This window comes from Arthrobacter sp. 10N410 (assembly GCF_056394945.1).
In genome coordinates, this window is the sequence record NZ_JBFTIP010000001.1 from 1 (window position 1) to 17,030 (window position 17,030).

Annotated in this window: 13 protein-coding genes and 1 rRNA gene; 6 read left to right on the forward strand and 8 right to left on the reverse strand. The window is 67.4% G+C overall.

What is annotated here, in order from left to right; translation table 11 throughout:
• The 4 genes from rrf to AC1DB8_RS00020 all read left to right on the forward strand — a co-directional run.
• Positions 1-102, forward strand: a 5S ribosomal RNA gene (gene rrf / locus AC1DB8_RS00005); the annotation flags it as partial.
• Between the two features lie 318 nt (positions 103-420).
• Complete coding sequence (locus tag AC1DB8_RS00010; protein WP_011776355.1) at positions 421-708, forward strand: HU family DNA-binding protein; 288 nt, start codon at positions 421-423, stop codon at positions 706-708.
• 110 nt (positions 709-818) lie between these two features.
• Positions 819-2,972: a bifunctional copper resistance protein CopD/cytochrome c oxidase assembly protein gene (locus AC1DB8_RS00015; RefSeq protein ID WP_476891881.1), complete on the forward strand. Its 2,154-nt coding sequence runs from the start codon at positions 819-821 to the stop codon at positions 2,970-2,972.
• Entirely contained in the window at positions 2,972-4,936 is a 1,965-nt protein-coding gene (locus AC1DB8_RS00020) for an NHL domain-containing thioredoxin family protein (protein WP_476891882.1), read from the forward strand. The genes AC1DB8_RS00015 and AC1DB8_RS00020 overlap by 1 nt, the downstream gene beginning before the upstream one ends.
• A gap of 123 nt (positions 4,937-5,059) precedes the next feature.
• Here AC1DB8_RS00020 and AC1DB8_RS00025 read toward each other — a convergent pair whose 3' ends face one another.
• The 4 genes from AC1DB8_RS00025 to AC1DB8_RS00040 form a co-directional block, all read right to left on the reverse strand.
• Entirely contained in the window at positions 5,060-6,052 is a 993-nt protein-coding gene (locus tag AC1DB8_RS00025; protein ID WP_441416549.1) for a hypothetical protein, read from the reverse strand.
• 120 nt (positions 6,053-6,172) lie between these two features.
• On the reverse strand, positions 6,173-7,873 hold the full coding sequence (locus AC1DB8_RS00030; RefSeq protein ID WP_476891883.1) for a helicase HerA-like domain-containing protein: 1,701 nt from the start codon (positions 7,871-7,873) through the stop codon (positions 6,173-6,175).
• A gap of 75 nt (positions 7,874-7,948) precedes the next feature.
• Positions 7,949-8,650: a type 1 glutamine amidotransferase domain-containing protein gene (locus AC1DB8_RS00035; RefSeq protein ID WP_441416551.1), complete on the reverse strand. Its 702-nt coding sequence runs from the start codon at positions 8,648-8,650 to the stop codon at positions 7,949-7,951.
• A 60-nt stretch (positions 8,651-8,710) separates the two neighbouring features.
• Complete coding sequence (locus AC1DB8_RS00040; protein ID WP_476891884.1) at positions 8,711-9,580, reverse strand: aldo/keto reductase; 870 nt, start codon at positions 9,578-9,580, stop codon at positions 8,711-8,713.
• Positions 9,581-9,758: 178 nt separating this feature from the next.
• On the opposite strand from AC1DB8_RS00040, the gene AC1DB8_RS00045 reads away from it, so the two are divergent.
• The gene (locus AC1DB8_RS00045) at positions 9,759-10,748 is read left to right on the forward strand and encodes an LLM class flavin-dependent oxidoreductase (protein WP_476891885.1); all 990 of its coding nucleotides are present in this window, start codon (positions 9,759-9,761) and stop codon (positions 10,746-10,748) included.
• A gap of 73 nt (positions 10,749-10,821) precedes the next feature.
• Here the strand turns inward: AC1DB8_RS00045 and AC1DB8_RS00050 are convergent, their stop codons facing one another.
• Positions 10,822-11,934 (reverse strand): GmrSD restriction endonuclease domain-containing protein, encoded by a 1,113-nt coding sequence (locus AC1DB8_RS00050; RefSeq protein WP_476891886.1) that lies wholly within the window; start codon positions 11,932-11,934, stop codon positions 10,822-10,824.
• Positions 11,935-12,317: 383 nt separating this feature from the next.
• Between AC1DB8_RS00050 and AC1DB8_RS00055 the strand changes: the two genes are divergently transcribed.
• Positions 12,318-14,465: a discoidin domain-containing protein gene (locus AC1DB8_RS00055; protein ID WP_441416555.1), complete on the forward strand. Its 2,148-nt coding sequence runs from the start codon at positions 12,318-12,320 to the stop codon at positions 14,463-14,465.
• A 56-nt stretch (positions 14,466-14,521) separates the two neighbouring features.
• Here the strand turns inward: AC1DB8_RS00055 and AC1DB8_RS00060 are convergent, their stop codons facing one another.
• The 3 genes from AC1DB8_RS00060 to AC1DB8_RS00070 all read right to left on the reverse strand — a co-directional run bounded on the left by AC1DB8_RS00060 (position 14,522) and on the right by AC1DB8_RS00070 (position 17,016).
• Entirely contained in the window at positions 14,522-15,448 is a 927-nt protein-coding gene (locus AC1DB8_RS00060; RefSeq protein ID WP_441416556.1) for an AEC family transporter, read from the reverse strand.
• Between the two features lie 160 nt (positions 15,449-15,608).
• On the reverse strand, positions 15,609-16,037 hold the full coding sequence (gene panD / locus AC1DB8_RS00065; RefSeq protein WP_441416557.1) for an aspartate 1-decarboxylase: 429 nt from the start codon (positions 16,035-16,037) through the stop codon (positions 15,609-15,611).
• 70 nt (positions 16,038-16,107) lie between these two features.
• Positions 16,108-17,016 carry a LysR substrate-binding domain-containing protein gene (locus AC1DB8_RS00070; RefSeq protein ID WP_441416558.1) on the reverse strand — a complete coding sequence of 303 codons (909 nt, stop codon included), beginning with the start codon at positions 17,014-17,016 and terminating at the stop codon, positions 16,108-16,110.
• Between the last annotated feature and the right edge of the window lie 14 nt (positions 17,017-17,030).

Here is a 17,030-nt window from a genome sequence, read left to right on the forward strand (position 1 = left end):
GTGGGGGAAACGCCCGGTCCCATCCCGAACCCGGAAGCTAAGACCCACAGCGCCGATGGTACTGCACCCGGGAGGGTGTGGGAGAGTAGGTCACCGCCGGACATACATTAGGTCGAGAGCCTCCAACCACCAGGTTGGAGGCTCTCCCCCTTTAACCCCAAAACCACCCACCACGGCACCCGCCCACCGCCGTCGCGCACCGCCGCCGCTGCGTCGTCGGCCGGCACCGGCCCGGGTAGCGTCCGCTGACGGCTGAAAAGGTACTCCAAGGCCCTCGAAATCCGGAATTTTTCCCAAAAAAGGGCGAAAACACGCGGAATTTGCCACCTCGGCGGCGGCAAGCTGGTAAGTTTTCGAAGAGTGGCTTGCACGCATGCCGCGTGCAGGCTTCAGAAATTAGAACCGTCCAGGAGGACATAAATGGCTAAGAACCGTAGTGAACTTGTTGCAGAGGTAGCTGGCAAGGCCGGCACCAGCCAGGCAGCCGTCAACTCCGTGCTCGATGCACTGTTCGAGGTTTTCGAGACCTCTGTCGCCGCGGGCGAAAAGATCACCATCCCGGGCTGGCTCGCCGTCGAGCGCACCGACCGTGCAGCCCGCACCGGCCGCAACCCGCAGACCGGCGAGACCATCCAGATCGCCGCCGGCCACAGCGTCAAGCTGACCGCCGGTTCCAAGCTGAAGGCTGCAGTCGCCAAGAAGAAGTAGTCTTCTTCAAACGCTTGAAAGGAGCGGCAACCCCTCGGGTTGCCGCTCCTTTGCGTTAACCGCCGCCGAGAGGATTCGGCGCGCGGGCAGGGGTAGCGGACAATGGAGTTGTGCCTTCCGCAGCGAAACCCCAGACTTCACCAGCGCCCACCCCGACGGGCGGAGCGCGCGGCCGAGGTGCCGGAGCGCCGGGAATCTCCGGGCCCTGGCAGCTCGCCGGCCTGGCCGCGCTGTTCCTGGGCCTGGTGGCGGCACTGCTCTTCTCCGGGGCGGCCGGAGCCCGCGAAGTTTCGGATCCCGGCGCGCTGGTCCGCTGGGGGCTGCCCATCAGCAAGGCCATCCACAACGTCTCCCTCGCCACGGTAATCGGCGGCCTCATCTTCGCCGTCGGCATCCTGCCCAAGGATCTCTCCGGCCGCCAGTCCAAGGACAAAGCCGCCCCCGAGCATCCCGCCTTCACACGCGCCCTGGCCGTCGCCGCCGTCGCCGGCATCGCCTGGACCCTCTCAGCGGTTGCAGTGCTTGTCCTGAGCTACTCGGACATCGCGGGCCAGGCGATCTCAGGGGACCCGGAATTCACCAAGTCCCTCGTCTACTTCATGACCGACATCGAAACCGGCAGGGCCTGGCTGGCCGTCGTCATCATCGCTGCTGTGACCACCACTGCGCTGTTCGGCGTCCGTTCGAGGGGTGCACTGGCGTTCACGCTGATCCTTGCCGTCATAGGGCTGGTGCCGGCGGCGCTGATCGGCCACTCGTCCAGCTCAAGCGACCACGAAGGCGCGATCAACTCCCTGGGCCTTCACCTCTTGGGAGTCTCGGCCTGGGTGGGAGGCATCATTGTGCTGGCCCTCCTCTCCGGCGTTCTTGGTGCCGCTACGGCCGCCGGAGCCCCGGGCCGGGCCGACATCACGGAACCGACCCTCCACCGCTTCTCGGCCCTGGCCGGCTTCGCCTTCGCACTGGTCTTCGCCTCCGGCGTGGTCAACGCCAGCATCAGGATCTCCAGCTGGGCAGACCTGTTCGGGTCGGCTTACGGACAGCTGATCCTGGCCAAGACGGTGGCCGCGCTCGTCCTGGGCGGCGTGGGATTCATGCACCGCCAATGGGTCATCCCTCAGTTGGGCGTCAAGGGGGCCGGCCTGACCGCCCGCCGTGTGCTCTGGCAGCTGGTGCTCGTGGAGCTGCTGATCATGGGTGCGACGTCGGGAATCGCCGTCGCGCTCGGCCGCTCGGCCCCGCCGCAGCCCAGCACCTTCGCCGCGGACGCGTCGCCGGCCTTCATCCTCTCCGGCTACGAACTGCCTCCCGAGCTGACCCCGCAACGCTGGCTCACGGAGTGGCGGCTCGACTGGCTTTGGGTCGCCGTCGCCGTCTTTGGCCTGGTGTCCTACTTCCTGGGCATCCGCAAAGTCCGCCAGCGCGGCGACGCCTGGTCCTGGTTCCGGACCGTCAACTGGGTCATCGGCCTGGTGGTCCTCACCTACGTGACCTCCGGCCCGCCCTCGGTCTACGGCCGGGTCCTGTTCTCGGCGCACATGGTCGACCACATGGCGCTGACCATGGTGGCCCCAATCTTCCTGGTCCTCGGTGCCCCCGTCACGCTGGCGCTGCGGGCACTGGCCGCGCGGCGGGACAGCTCCCGCGGGCCGAGGGAATGGCTGTTGATCTTCGTGCACTCGAAGTTCTCGCAGCTCGTCACTCACCCGCTCTTCGCCGCGGCGAACTTTGCCGGGTCGATTGTGCTGTTCTACTACTCGGATGCCTTCGGCTACGCCATGCGCGACCACGTGGGCCACGAACTGATGAACCTGCACTTCGCCCTGACCGGTTACATCTTCGTGCTGACCATGATCGGCACAGACCCGTTGCCCCGCCGGGCGGCGTACCCGATGCGGCTGCTCCTCCTGCTGGCCACCATGGGCTTCCACGCCTTCTTCGGCGTCGCCATCATGGGCGGCACCGGGCTGCTGGCCGCCGACTACTTCGGCAACCTGGGCCGCAGCTGGGGCCCCTCGGCCCTGCTGGACCAGCAGATGGGCGGCGCGGTGGCCTGGGGGATCGGCGAAGTGCCCACCCTGCTGGTGGCGATCGGCGTCGCCGTCATGTGGTCCCGCTCCGACGCACGGGAGTCCAAACGGACCGACCGTGCCGCGGACAGGAATAACGACGCCGATCTCACCGCTTACAACGATATGTTTGCCCAGCTCGCCGAACGCGACGCGAAGCTGGCAGAACGCAATTCAAAGCTGGAAGGACGCTGATGAGCGAAACCGTACGCACCCACCTCCGGGTCCGGGCCTCCGAACTCGTAGGCCGAGGCTGGTTGAACACCGGCGGCAAATCCCTGGACCTCGAATCCCTGCGCGGCAAGATCGTGCTGCTCGACTTCTGGACCTTCTGCTGCATCAACTGCCTCCATGTCCTGGACGAGCTCCGGCCGCTCGAGCAGCAGTACTCGGACGTCCTCGTGACCGTCGGCGTGCACTCGCCCAAGTTCGAGCACGAAGCAGATCCGGTGGCCCTGGCGGCCGCCGTGGAGCGCTACGAGATCCGCCACCCGGTCCTGGACGACCCGGAGCTGGACACGTGGAAGGCGTACACCGCCCGTGCATGGCCCACCCTGGTGGTCATCGACCCCGAGGGCTACATCGTGGCGCACCTTTCCGGTGAAGGCCATGCGGACGGCCTGGCCGTGCTCATCCCCGAACTGATCGCCGAGCACGAAGCGAAGGGCACCCTGCACCGCGGCGACGGCCCGTACGTGGCCCCGGAGCCGACGTCGGGCACGCTGCGGTTCCCGGGCAAGGCCCTTTACCTTCCGGCCGGCCGCGGCGACTCGGCCGCAGCGGCCGACGCCGGCTCCTGGCTGGTGACCGACACCGGCCACCACCGCCTGGTGGAGCTGTCCACCGACTTTGAGACGGTGCTGGGCACCTATGGTTCGGGCGAGAAAGGCCACGCCGACGGCGGTGCCGCCGAGGCCCGCTTCAACGAACCGCAGGGCCTGGTCCTGCTTCCGGAGGACGTGGCCGCGAAGGCCGGCTACGACGTCGTGATTGCCGACACGGTCAACCACCGGCTCCGCGGGCTTTTCCTCGCGGACGGCAGCGCCACCACCCTTGCCGGCAACGGGGTACAGCGGCTGCTCGAGACCGGTCCGGCGCGCGTGGACGAAGAGGGCGCCGCCTACGGTGGCCGGCTTGAAGCGGATCCGCTGCAGGTCTCGCTGAGCTCGCCCTGGGACGTCGTCTGGTCCAGCAAGCTCAACGCCGTCGTGGTGGCGATGGCCGGCGTGCACCAGATCTTCAGCTTCGACCCGGTTACCGGTGCTGTGTCCATCATCGCCGGCAACGGCCTCGAAGGTTTGCTCGACGGCCCGGCCGCGGAGGCCTGGTTCGCCCAGTCCTCCGGCCTCGCCGAAGACGCCGACGGCAACATCTGGGTCGCCGACTCGGAGACCTCGGCACTGCGCAAACTCGTGATCGCCGACGACGGCGCCATCACGGTCGAGTCCGCCGTCGGCAAGGGATTGTTCGATTTCGGCTTCCGCGACGGACCGGCGGCCGAGGCCCGGCTCCAGCACCCGCTGGGTGTGACAGTCCTGCCCGACGGTTCGGTGGCGATCGCGGACACCTACAACGGTGCCGTCCGGCGCTACGACCCCGCTACCGGCACGGTGTCAACGCTCGCGCGGGGGCTGTCCGAGCCCTCCGACGTCATCGTGGACCACACCCAGGTGGCCGGCACCGAGCCGCTGCTGGTGGTGGTCGAGGCGAACAAGCACCAGCTGGTCTATGTGCCCATCCCCAAGGAAGCGCAGCAGGTGGACGAAGGGGCGGCGCAGACCCACCGGCCCAAGAGCCCGGTGGCCCCAGGTCTGCTGTCCTTGACCGTGCGGTTCACGGCCCCGACCGGGCAGAAGCTGGATGACCGTTGGGGTGACCCGACGCAGCTGAAGATTTCCTCCACCCCGCCGGAGCTGCTGGTGGCCGGCGGCGGGACCTCCGTGGGCCTGCTCCGCACCCTGGAGCTCGCCTCCGACGTCCCCGAGGGCGTGCTGCACATAACCGCACGGGCCGCGGCTTGCGACGGTCCGGAGACCGAGGACGGGGAGATCCCGGATCACGCGGCGTGCCACCTGTACCAGCAGGACTGGGGCATCCCGGTGCTGCTGCAGGCCGACGGGGACACCGAGCTGGTCCTGGACCTGCGCGGCATGGACTAAGCGGCCGGCTGGAGTCCTGAGGTACTTGGCGCTGTGAGGCTGCCGTCCGTGGCTTGGGTGTCACGGACGGCAGCCTTTTGCGTGTCCGGGGGAGCCGGCGGCCGCGGCCGCCGCACAGCAGGCTTAGTTGCTTAGCTGCGGGGTGAGCTTGACCGTGTCGCCGTCGATGTCCAGGCGCGTGGTGAAGCTGAAATCGTGGACTGCGTTGAGCTCCGTAACCGCGCCGGTGAACAGGTCCACCTGACGTGCCTTGATCCGTGCCTTGCCGTCCAGCGGCGCGACGACCCAGCGGCCGCCGAAGGGCTCGATGCTGACGGCCGGATAGTCGGCGATGCTCCAGTCGATCGTGCCGTCCACGACCCGGTTGTTGGTGGCGTGGTAGAACGGGCAGTCCGGCTGAAGCCGCTGCTGCTTGTCCGCCTGCTCCGCGCAGCTGTCCAGGAACTCCTTGACCTTCGCGGTGACGGCGTCCTTGAGCCCGTCCGTGGCCTGGGTGAGCAGGTTCAACGGCGCCGAGGGCATATCCCGACTGGTCACGGTTGTCCGGGTCGCGGGGGCGGCGAAGAACTGGCCGTTCAGGGCCGCCTCGTACTCGCCGGGGTAGAACACGGCAAAGGAGTTGCGACCGTTGGGCATGTTGACCGGGACCCCGTTGAGCAGGGCCTGGTTCGAATTCACGACGGTGACGTCGATCACCGGCAGCGCGGCCGGGACGAAGGACCAGTCATGGAAGAAGAGCCACTGGGTGCCGGACCGTTGCAGCAGGAACTCGGTGCGCAACTGGCTGCCGTCGATGGTGTAATCGATCGGAACCATGACCTGGTTGCCGCCCTGGTCCTGCGCGTTGCCGATCTTCACGTCGGATATCCTCGCGGCGGCGGTCTTCAGCGCCTCTCCGTCCAGCATCGCCGGGTTGCTCTGCGGCACGGAGGCGTGAAGAAGGCCGAGCGCCTTCTCGCCTTCGCCCTTCTGCAGCGCGTCCAGATACTCGCGGACCGGCTGCTGGGGGCTGGCAATGGAATTGTTCACCAGATTGATCGCGACGACCGCGCCGGCTATGGCGAGCATCAGGCCCAACAGCCACACGGCTGCAATCCTGACCAACGCCTGACTCATCTGCACGTACCTTACGTTACCTGCACGCCCGCTGAACGCAGGTGTCACGGGCGCCCGTTGTGACGTGCACCATGCCCGCCGGGCGGTCCCGGCCGCGGCGGCCCGGTTGCGGAAGACCGCCTAGCGCCTGCGCCGCCGGGATGAGGTGCCGAAGACGCCCCGGAGCAGCTCCCGGCCGATTTGCGTGCCCAGCGAACGTGCCATGCTCTTGAGCCCACCGCCGAGGGCGCCGCCCAGCGCGCCGGCGAGGTCGCCGGCCATTCCGCCGCTGGATTCCTGCGGCTGCGGGGCGCGACGCTGCGGGGTGCGTTCCCGATCGGGCGTCGGCGACTGTGTGGAGCGGCTGCTGGGTCGGCCGAGGATTTCTTCCTCGATCCGCCGGGCGTCGGCATCGACGGCGTTGGGGTCCAGGCCGGTGCCGGAACCCGAACCGGCGTCGGACCCGGCGGCGGGGCCGGTGGACGCTGCCGACTGGCTCGCGAGCTTCTCATAGGCGGAGACGTTGTCCACGGCGGTGCCGTATTTGGCGAGCAGGGCGGACCCGGCCACAGTGCTGGCTATTAGCGCATCATCGCTCGGTCCCATCACGGACTCCGGCGCCCGCAGCCGGGTCAGGGCCACCGGGGTGGGCGCGCCCTTCTCATTCATGACCGTGATCACGGCCTCGCCGATTCCGGCCGAGGTCAGCGTCTCCTCAAGGTCGTAGTCACTGATCGGGAACGTGGAAACCGTTGCCTTGAGTGCCTTGGCGTCCTCGGGGGTGAAGGCGCGCAGGGCATGTTGCACCCGGTTCGCCAGCTGGCCCAGGACGTCCGCGGGGACATCCTTCGGTGTCTGGGTCACGAAGAAGATGCCCACGCCCTTGGACCGGATCAGCCGGACCGTCGTGGTGATCGCGTCAAGGAAAGCCTTGGAGGCGCCGTTGAACAGCAGGTGCGCCTCGTCCAGGAAGAACACGAGTTTCGGTTTGTCCAAGTCGCCCGCCTCGGGCAGGTCCTCGAACAGGTCCGCCAGCAGCCACATCAGGAAGGTGGAGAACAGCATGGGCTTCGTCTGCAGGGTCGGCAGCTCCAGGCAGGTCACGACGCCGCGGCCGTCGGGGGCGGTCCGCAGCAGTTCAGCGGTGTCGAACTCGGGCTCGCCGAAGAACTTCTCCATCCCCTGCGCCTCAAGCGTGATGAGTTCGCGCAGGATGACGCCGGCGGTGGACTTCGAGAGGCCGCCGAGGTTCTCCAGTTCGTCCTTGCCCTCGTCCGAGGTCAGGAACTGGATGACCGCGCGCAGGTCTTTCAGGTCGATCAGTTCGAGGTTGTTCTTGTCCGCGAAGTGGAAGACCAGCTGCAGGCTGGACTCCTGGGTTTCGTTGAGCTCCATCACGCGGGACAGCAGGATGGGGCCGAAGGAAGTGATGGTGGACCGGACCGGTATGCCGGCGCCGTCGCCGCCGAGGGCCAGGAATTCCACCGGGAAAGTCTTGCCGGACCAGGCCTGCCCGATGCTGTCGGTACGCGCCCTGAGTTTCTCTGAACCGGCGGCGGCCGTGGCGAGGCCGGAGAGGTCGCCCTTGATGTCCGCGAGGAACACCGGGACACCGGCGGTGGAGAGCTGCTCAGCCATCATGTGCAGGGTGACGGTTTTGCCGGTCCCGGTCGCACCCGCCACCAGGCCATGGCGGTTCATCATGGCCAGCGGCAACCGGACAGGGGCTTCCTTGTGGAGCTCGCCGTCGACGATCGCGGCCCCCAGCTCAATCGTGGGCCCCTCCAGGGTGTAACCCTTCTGGATGGTGGCGACTTTATCTGCAGTGGATTTGATGGCCATGCCGTTAGCTTAGCCGGGTCCGGAAGACCGGACCCGGCCACGGCCGATGTTTATTTTTCTGCTTCGCCGACGTCGTTATTCGGCGAGGGCCTTGAGGACTTCCTTCGCCACGTCCTCGCTGGACTGCGGGTTCTGTCCGGAGATGAGGTTGCCGTCGCGGACCACGTGTGAACTCCAGGCGGCCCCGTTTTCCACGACTGAGCCCTTTTCCTTCAGCTCGTCCTCGACGAACCACGGCGTGTTCTCCCCGGTGCCGCCACCCAGTTCCTCTTCATTGGTGAACACGGTGAGACGGCGCCCCGCGAAGGCGAAGTTCCCGGCGTCGTCGACGGCGCTCAGCAGGCCGGCGGGACCGTGGCAGAAAGGCGCGATGACCTTGCCGGCCTTGTTCGCCTCGATCAGCAGCCGGCCGAGGTCCGCATCCTCAAACAGGTCGGCCATGGGGCCGTGGCCGCCGGGCATCACGATCGCGTCGTACCCGGAAAGGTCGACGTCGGCCAGCACCAGCGGGGCGGAGAGCTCGGCGTCGATCTCGGCCAGGTACTTGCGGAAGCCGTCGGCGCGGTCCTGGCCGCCGGCGGATTCTGCGGCCAGGCTGACCTCGTCCACGGTGGGCTTGGCGCCGGCCGGAGTGGCGATGCGGACGGTGTGTCCGGCGCCCAGCAGGGTCTGGTGGGAGACCACGAGTTCCTCGGCCCAGTAACCGGTGGGGTGCTTGCTGCCGTCGCGCATGGTGAGGGAATCTGCTGCGGATACGACCATCAGGATGTTAGCCATGTTCTTGCTCCTGTTCTGCCGGCCAAGGAGCCGGTCAAAGGTGGGGATGGGGGTGGGTTCTTAGCGTGCGGCTTCGAGTTCGGCGAACGTCGCGTCATCGAGGACGACGCCGGCGGCGGCCAGGTTCTCTTCGAGGTGCTTGACCGAGCCGGTGCCCGGGATCGGCATCATGACGGGTGAGCGGCGAAGCAGCCAGGCGAGGGCCACCTGGGAGGTGGTGGCGCCCAGCCGCGTGGCGGCCTCATCCAGGGGGCCGCCCGGACGGGAAAGTTCGCCGGCCGAGATCGGGGCCCACGGGATGAAGCCGATGCCGTGCTCCTCCGCGTAGTCGAGGACATCCTCCGAGCTGCGATCCGTCAGGTTGTAGCGGTTCTGCACGGTGGAGACGGTGAAGTACTGGCTGGCCTGCTCCAGCTCGGCCACGCTGACCTGGGACAGGCCCAGGGCCTTGACCTTGCCTTCTTTCTGCAGGTCGCGGAGGACACTGAACTGCTCTTCCGGATCGACTTTGGGATCAATCCGGTGCAGCTGCAGCAGATCCAGCGCGTCCACCTTGAGCTTGCGCAGGCTCAGCTCGGTCTGCTGGCGCAGGTACTCGGCCCGGCCCAGCGGCACCCATTCGTTCGGACCGGTGCGCGTGAATCCGACCTTGGTCGCGATTTTGAGGCCGTGCTTGTAGGGATGCAGGGCCTCCGCAAGGATCTCCTCGCTGATATTGGGCCCGTAGGAGTCGGCCGTGTCGATGAAGTCGACGCCGAGCTCGACGGCCCGGCGGACGACGGCGATGGCCGTGCCCCGGTCAGCGGGTTCGCCCCAGACACCGTCGCCGACGATGCGCATCGCGCCGAAGCCCAGGCGGTGCACCGTGCCCAGGTCCTTCAACTCGATCGTTGCGGATGATTCCGGATGCTGTGGGTTGTCGTGGCTCATAAGGGCGGCAACCCACTAAGGGTGCTGAGTATTCCTTCCGCGCACTCCTGCCGGTGATTCCGGCCGCGCAGAAATAAGCCCGGCCCCGCCGTCGTTGGCACCAGTATGCGCCTGCCGGAATCCGGCTTGCGCCAGATTTTCCAGACACCCTGCTCCGCTACGAAAGGCCGGCTTTTCCGTGACTGTTCCGCTTTCCATCCTTGACCTGGCAATCATCGGCAAGGGCCAGACGGCGGCGGAAAGCTTCGCCGGCAGCGTGGCCATGGCGCAGCGCGCCGAGGAACTGGGCTACCGCCGGATCTGGTACGCCGAGCACCACAACATGTCGTCCATCGCCTCCTCCGCGACGAGCGTGCTGATCGCCCACATCGCCGCGCATACCAAGACCATCCGGCTCGGATCCGGCGGTGTAATGCTGCCCAACCACGCGCCGCTGACCATCGCCGAGCAGTTCGGCACGCTCGAGACCCTGCACCCGGGCCGGATCGACCTCGGCCTGGGCCGGGCCCCCGGCAGTGACCAGAACACCATGCGCGCCCTGCGCCGCGACCCGATGAGCGCTGACAGCTTCCCGCAGGATGTCCTGGAACTGCAGGGCTACCTGACCGGTCCTACCCGCATCCCCGGTGTGGAGGCCACCCCCGGCAAGGGCACCAACGTGCCGCTCTACATTCTCGGCTCCTCGCTGTTCGGGGCGAAGCTGGCGGCGCAACTGGGCCTGCCCTACGCCTTCGCCTCGCACTTCGCCCCCGACGCCCTGCAGGACGCCGTAGCGCTCTACCGCCGTGAATTCCGGCCGTCCGCGCAGCTGGAGGCCCCGCACGTGATCGCCGGCGTCAACGTGATCGCCGCGGATTCCGCCGCCGACGCGCAGGCAATGTTCCAGGCCACCAAACGGGCCCGGGTCTCGCTCTTCTTCGGCAACGGCCGCGTTTTCAGCGACGACGAGGCGGATATGATCCTGGACTCCCCGCAGGGCCAGCACATGGCGCAGATGATGAAGTACTCCGCCGTGGGCACCCCGGGCGCAGTGCTGGAATACCTGGACGAGTTCACGGCGCACGCCGACGCCGACGAACTGATCGTCGCGCACCAGAGCGCCGGAGTGGAGGACAGGCTGCGTTCCGTGGAGCTCCTCGCGGAGGTGGCCGGGCTCGCCCGGGTCTGAGCCGGGATAGCGCCCGCCAGACGCGCCCGCTCGGTGCCCTGAAGGGCGCCTCGATCAGCCTTTCAGGCGTGGGCTACTCGCAGCCGACGCCGTCGCCGTCGCGGTCCAATTTGCTGCTGTAACCGGGCTGCCCCAGCCGGATGGGTGCGGCGCCCGCGGCCCTGACGGCAGTGCAGTTTGCGTAGTACACCGCTGCCGGAACGGACGCTGCCGGAACGGGCGCAGGCGGGGCGGGTGCCACCGGGGCGGGTGCCGTGGCCGGGGCTTTCCGCGACGGCGGAGCGGCCGGCGCGGGAGTCGTCGGCTGCCGGCTGGTGGGGGCCAGGGCGCCCGGGCAGTCCGCCAGGATCCGCGCCATCGCGTCGTGCTCGGCCCGGGTGACCCACAATGCGTAGCTGGCCTTGACCGAGATCTGGCGCGCCACGTAAGCGCAGCGGTAGGACTTGTTCGGCGGCAACCAGGTGGCGGCGTCGCCGTCGCTCTTCTGCATGTTCGCCGGGCCGTCCACGGCCAGGAGGTTGAGCGGATCGTTGGCGAAGGCGAGCCGCTGGGCGGGGCTCAGCCGCTGTGCGCCTTTTTGCCAGGCGTCACTGAGGGCCACGACGTGGTCGATCTGGACCGCGCTGCTGGTGTCGGCTCCGCGGCGGAAGTTGATGAGCCTCGCGGTGTAGGGGTCCTTCAGAATCCCGGAAAGCACCACGCAGCCCCGGGTTCCGGGCTTGAGCGCCTCCGCTGTGAGGTCGCGGCGCAGCGTGTCGTTGCGGGTGTCGCAGCCGTTCCGGTCGACGTCGGCCCAGGCCTGTCCGAACTGGTCACGGGAGTACCCGGTCTTGGGCGCCCTCCCCTTGACCGGCAGCGTGGCCAGCACCTCAAGCGCCTTGCTGGCGTAGGCCGGCTGCTTATGCGGGGCCGACGCCCCGGTCAAAGCGGCTGTGGGCGCGGCCACCGGCGTCGGAGCGGAACGGGACGTGGCGGACCCGGGGGGCGCCACACCAGGTGATGCACTCTCGACGGCGGACTTACCGGGGACAGCTGCGGTTCCGGCGCAGGCGGTGGACGAGACCAGCAGCAGCCCGGCGACGCCGCAGGCGATCCAGTCGACGGCGCCCCTGCGGCGGCCGGTGTCGGATGGAACCCGCCCGTTACCAGCTCCGCGTGTATTAATCCTGCGCAATTCTTCCCCCATTACTTGCCCCGCTGCTTGCCCCACTGCTTGCCCGTCGGCGGGCCGGTGTCCGGCCTTTCACAGCCTACCGGCGGAGTCCCCGACGTCGGGCCGGTGCCACGCCGGGGTCCCGGCGGGCGAGGGACCGCTCGGTCATGCAGCGGGGAAGGGCAAGAAGTCCGTAGCTATTTCCGGCACGTCCGTGCACACTGGGATTTGATCGTCAACAACCAGTACAGCGATGCCCTTTGGGGGCGGGTGGCGCGCGGCATGAGGCCGGGGCTGCCCCAACAAGTTCCCCCGAGCCTTGAACGGACAACACCGGACCCGAGGATGCCATGGCGCCTGACCCCGAGCGTAAGAAGCGGACTCTTCGACCATCTCGGCGTGCAACCATGATCTCCGTGGCGGCCCTTGCTGCGGTGGGTCTCTGGCTTGGTTCGACCGTCGCGATGCGGGGCGCGGGGCCAGAGCCGCTTCCGCACGCCGACGGCATCATTAGCATCGAGATGGACAATCCGGTGAACAAGTTCGATGGCCACCGCGCCATGGGGGTCGGCGTCGACGGCCTCGAAGAAAACGAGATCGACCGGGTGTGGTCGCCACCGAATGTCCAAGCCATGAAGTCAGCCGGATTCGGCCCGGTGAGTTACCGGCTGCGCACCGAACTGGGCGTCAAGGCGTGGCACTGGAACCCGCACGGGACGTGGAGCCAGCCGGACAAGGAGCAGGGGTACTGGACGTCGTCGTCCGAGCCCGCGGAAGATTATGGGGTCTCGTACGGCTACCGCCTTCCCCGGCGCGGCAACACCATCGATCAAGGAAAGAACAGCGGCCACTCCCGCTTGAACGACGGCGACGTTGACACCTTCTGGAAGAGCAACCCCTACCTGGACGCCCACTTCACCGGAGAACCTGACAGCCTCAATCCGCAGTGGATCATGGTTGAGTTCCCGCAGGCCCTGCCGATGGACACCGTCCGCTTCGATTGGGGTACCCCGTACGCCACCCGGTTCAAGGTGCAGTACTGGACCGGCCGCGACGCGCGCTTCCCCGTTGACAAGGGCACCTGGCGTGACTTCCCGCAGGCCGTGCAGCAGGGAACCGGGGGGACCCAGACGGTACGGATCGCTTCCACGCCGATAAACGCCCAATACGTGCGCATCCTGTTCACTGCGGACTCGAACACCGCCCCTGCTGGGTCCCGCGACATCCGCGACCGGCTGGGGGTGGCCGTGCGAGAAATCTATATCGGGCAGCAGCAAGGCGGTGCGTTCCTCGACCACGTTCGGCACCGGACGTCCCAACGGCAAACGGTCATGTGGACCTCCTCGACGGACCCGTGGCACAGCAAGGACGACATCGACAAAGATTATGAGCACGCCAGCTTCGAGCGGCTTCTTGCCAGCGGGATTACCAAGGACGAGCCCATGATGGTCCCGGTTCCGGCCCTGTACGGAACGCCCGACGACGCCGCGGCCCTGGCCCGCTACCTCGGTAAGCGCGGCTATCCGATCAAACGGATTGAGATCGGTGAGGAACCGGACGGTCAGCTCGCACAGCCGGAGCACTACGGGGCGCTGTACGTCCAGATGGCCGCGGCCATGCGGGCTGTGAACCCGTCCCTGGAGTTCGGCGGCCCGGGCTACCAGACCACACTGCCCGACTGGGTGCACTGGCCGGACGACAAGGGGGTCCGGTCCTGGACCGGTCGCTTTGTTTCCTACCTGCGGCACCGCGACGCAATGTCGGACTTCGACTTCTTTTCCTTCGAGTGGTACCCCTTCGATAATGTGTGTGCCGACCCCGCCGGGACTCTGCCGCAGAACCCGGAGTTGCTGAGGCGGCTGCTCAAACGCGAGGAGGATGCCGGCCTGCCCGCCGAAGTTCCCAAGGTCATCACGGAGTACGGCTATTCCTCGTTTGTCGGACAGGTCGAACTGGAGCTGCCCGGCGCCATAGTCAACGCGGAAACGTCCGCCATGTTCCTGGCGATGGGCGGGGAGAGCAGCTACTTCTACGGCATTGAGCCGAACTGGGTGTTCCAGGACGAAGTCGGCGAGAAATGCGATACGCGGGGCAACCTGATGCTGTTCCAGTTCTACGATGAGTGGGAAATCCGGCCCGTGGCCGCCTACCAAGCTGCCAGGCTGGTGAACCACAGTTGGCTGGAGGCCGGCACCGGCAGCCACACCATGTTCCAGACCACCAGTGACGTGCGCAACGCGAAGGGCCAGGAGCTGGTCACTGCCTATACGGTGCGACGCCCCGACGGCAAGCTCAGCGTGCTCCTGTTCAACAAGGATCCCAAACGGGCCATCACCGTCCGGCTGATGCAGGAAAAAGACGGCAATTCCCAGGTTGTTAAGGGCGGCCTGGAGCTCGACCAGTACTCGGCCGAGCAGTACAAGTGGAACCCGTCACACGGCAGGGGCAACGGAGGGTATCCGGACCCGAATGACCCGCCGGTGAGCACCAGCGTAGGCACGGACAGGCACGCCACCATAACGCTGCCGCCCTACAGCATCTCAGTGGCTACTGCCCCGGGCTAAGGAGCGGCGCATCACGCAGGTGCTGGGCGCCGTCGTCCGCCCGCGCCGGGTGCTTCTCAGGCGAGGAGCAGGGCCACCCCGATCATCGCGGGGACGGCCACCACGGTGGTGATCAGCACGGTGTCTTTGGCGACGGTGAGCCCGGTTCTGTACCGATTGGCCACCACAAAGACGTTCTGCGCCGTCGGCAACGCGGAGGTCACCACCACGGCGAAGAGTGCCTGGTCCTGCAGGCCAAGGGCGAACCGGGCGAAGAGGAAAGCCAGCAGCGGGTGGACGATGAGCTTGAAACCGCTGGCCAGCAGGGTGTCGGTCCGGCGTTCCGCCGAGGCCTGCAGCGGCCGGGAGCCGTTCAGGCTCATACCGAAGGACAACAACATGGCCGGGATCGCGGCGCCTCCGATCAGGTGGATGGGCTGCAAGATGAGTTGCGGAATCTCCCAGCCCGTCCCGGCCACCAGCAGCCCGAGCCCGGAACCAACGATCATGGGATTCCGCAGGATCATCAGGGCAAAACTCAGCGGCGTTGTCCGGTGGGCGCTAGTGGTGGCATCCAGGAGCATGAGGAACAGAGGCGTAAAGAAGGCCAGCTGGAAGATCAACAAGGGCGCCACATAGCTGGCGTCACCCAGGACATATACGGCGATCGGAATGCCAAGGTTGGCGGAGTTGGCCAGGGACGCGCTCATGGAGGAGACCAGGGCTTCGGGCAGGGAGCGCTTTAGCAGAAGGCGCACGACGCCGAAGTAGATGGCCGCCGTCGTGACCGCCCCCACCGCCGTCACCAGTAGTGGAGCGGCGAAGACGTCGTTCAGCCTGGCTTTGCTGAGCGTCTCGAACAGCAGGGCCGGGCTCGCCACGAAGAATGTCAGCGCGCTCAGGACGGAGCGGGCGTTATCGCCCAGAATGTTGCGCCGGCCGACGAACATGCCGACCAGGATGATGAACCAGACGACGAAGAAGCCGGCCAGGACGCCTAGCATGCGGCAGTCCGTGACGGCGTGGTCGGGTCAAGGGTGTCAGGCACCGTCCCACAATAATCAGATTTTCCCCGCCAACCCTTCAGGGCTGGCAACGGGGCGACATGAACCTGTCCGCGCGGGAGCGTCCCGGGAACTTTCGGCGGGGTCTGCGGCTGGCGCGTTAGTTCAGCGCGGCGTTGTTCAGTGCGTGCGGCGGGCGCGTCAGGCCGGCGGTGTGGCCCTCCGCGGGGTCGCTGCCGATCTGGACCACCTTGTTGTCCTTGTCCACATGGACCACCCTGGGGGTGTAGGCCTTGGCCTCTTCCGTGGTCATCTGGGCATAGGTGATCAGGATGACGATGTCATTTTCGTGCATCAGGTGAGCGGCCGCGCCATTGATGCCAATGACACCGGAGCCGCGCTCGCCGGCGATCGTGTACGTCTCAAGCCGGGCACCGTTGGTGACATCAACGATCGCCACGAGTTCGCCTGGCAGGATGTCGGCGGCCTCCAGCAGGTCCAGGTCCACGGTGACCGAGCCGACATAGTGAAGGTCCGCGTGGGTGACCGTGGCGCGGTGGATTTTGGACTTGAACATTGTGCGATTCATAACGTCACCAGTCTAACGCCGGCGCACGCGGCGCGCTGTGAGCCAGGAAACACCGCCGAGGAGGCCCGTGTCAGGCCGCGGGGGCGATGGAAGCGGCCGTCTCGGCGAGGACCTCGCGCGCCGCCAGGATGGCCGGGCGCGTAGCGCTGGAGCGGCGGACGGAGGTGAAGACGGTGCGGTGCGGGTCCCCCGGGAGATCGATCAGTTGCGCCGTCGTGCCTCGCCCGGTCCAGACCAGGTCCGGCATCAGCGCCACCGCATTGCCCGACTCGATGAGCCGGATCTGGGCCTGCAGGTCGGCGGTTTCAAAGCGCACGTCCGGCTCGAACCCCGCGCTCCGGCAGGCCTGCTCGGCCCAGTGCCGGGACGCCGCACCGCGGGGTTCCATCACCCAGGACATCCCCGCGGTGTCGGCCAGGCACGTGACGGCGGGACGCTCCGGGGAAGCGGGCGGCACTGCCAGGCGGATCGCATCGCCGGTCAGGCGGATCCGGTCCAGTTCGGCGTAGCGGGGTGCCGCGTGGCCCGGATACTGCTCGGCGATGACCAGGTCGAAGTCCCGCGCCCAGGTTTCATGCAGGGCCGTTTCGGGTTCGCGCTGGATCATCTCGATCCGGACCTCCGGATAGCTTGCGGACATCCGGGTCAGGGCATCGGGCATCAGGGCCAGGGCCGCGGATTGGAAGACGGCGATCCGCACCGTTCCGGTCACGGTGGTCAGCGAGGCTGCGAGATCGGCCTCCGCCTGCTCCAGGGTTTCCAGCAGCTGGGCGGTGTGGGCGACCAGCACTTCGGCCTGCGGGGTGAGCTGCACCCGGCGGCCCGTCTTCCGCAGGAGCTCGACGCCGGCTTCCTTTTCCAGCAACGCCAGCTGCTGCGAGACCGAGGACGGGCTGTACTGCAGAGCTTCGGCGACTTCGGCGAGGGTGCCCCGGATCTTGAGTTCGCGCAAGAGGCGCAGCCGCCGGACGTCGAGCATCGCTATTCCTTTGT

Excerpts from the sequence above, each read along its gene's own strand:
- AC1DB8_RS00010 (WP_011776355.1), top strand. The coding sequence starts at position 421 with ATGGCTAAGAACCGTAGTGAACTTGTTGCAGAGGTAGCTGGCAAGGCC.
- AC1DB8_RS00035 (WP_441416551.1), bottom strand. The coding sequence starts at position 8,650 with ATGGCTAACATCCTGATGGTCGTATCCGCAGCAGATTCCCTCACCATG.
- AC1DB8_RS00050 (WP_476891886.1), bottom strand. The coding sequence starts at position 11,934 with ATGGGGGAAGAATTGCGCAGGATTAATACACGCGGAGCTGGTAACGGG.
- AC1DB8_RS00030 (WP_476891883.1), bottom strand. The coding sequence starts at position 7,873 with ATGGCCATCAAATCCACTGCAGATAAAGTCGCCACCATCCAGAAGGGT.
- AC1DB8_RS00025 (WP_441416549.1), bottom strand. The coding sequence starts at position 6,052 with ATGAGTCAGGCGTTGGTCAGGATTGCAGCCGTGTGGCTGTTGGGCCTG.
- AC1DB8_RS00060 (WP_441416556.1), bottom strand. The coding sequence starts at position 15,448 with ATGCTAGGCGTCCTGGCCGGCTTCTTCGTCGTCTGGTTCATCATCCTG.
- AC1DB8_RS00020 (WP_476891882.1), top strand. The coding sequence starts at position 2,972 with ATGAGCGAAACCGTACGCACCCACCTCCGGGTCCGGGCCTCCGAACTC.
- AC1DB8_RS00040 (WP_476891884.1), bottom strand. The coding sequence starts at position 9,580 with ATGAGCCACGACAACCCACAGCATCCGGAATCATCCGCAACGATCGAG.
- panD (WP_441416557.1), bottom strand. The coding sequence starts at position 16,037 with ATGAATCGCACAATGTTCAAGTCCAAAATCCACCGCGCCACGGTCACC.
- AC1DB8_RS00070 (WP_441416558.1), bottom strand. The coding sequence starts at position 17,016 with ATGCTCGACGTCCGGCGGCTGCGCCTCTTGCGCGAACTCAAGATCCGG.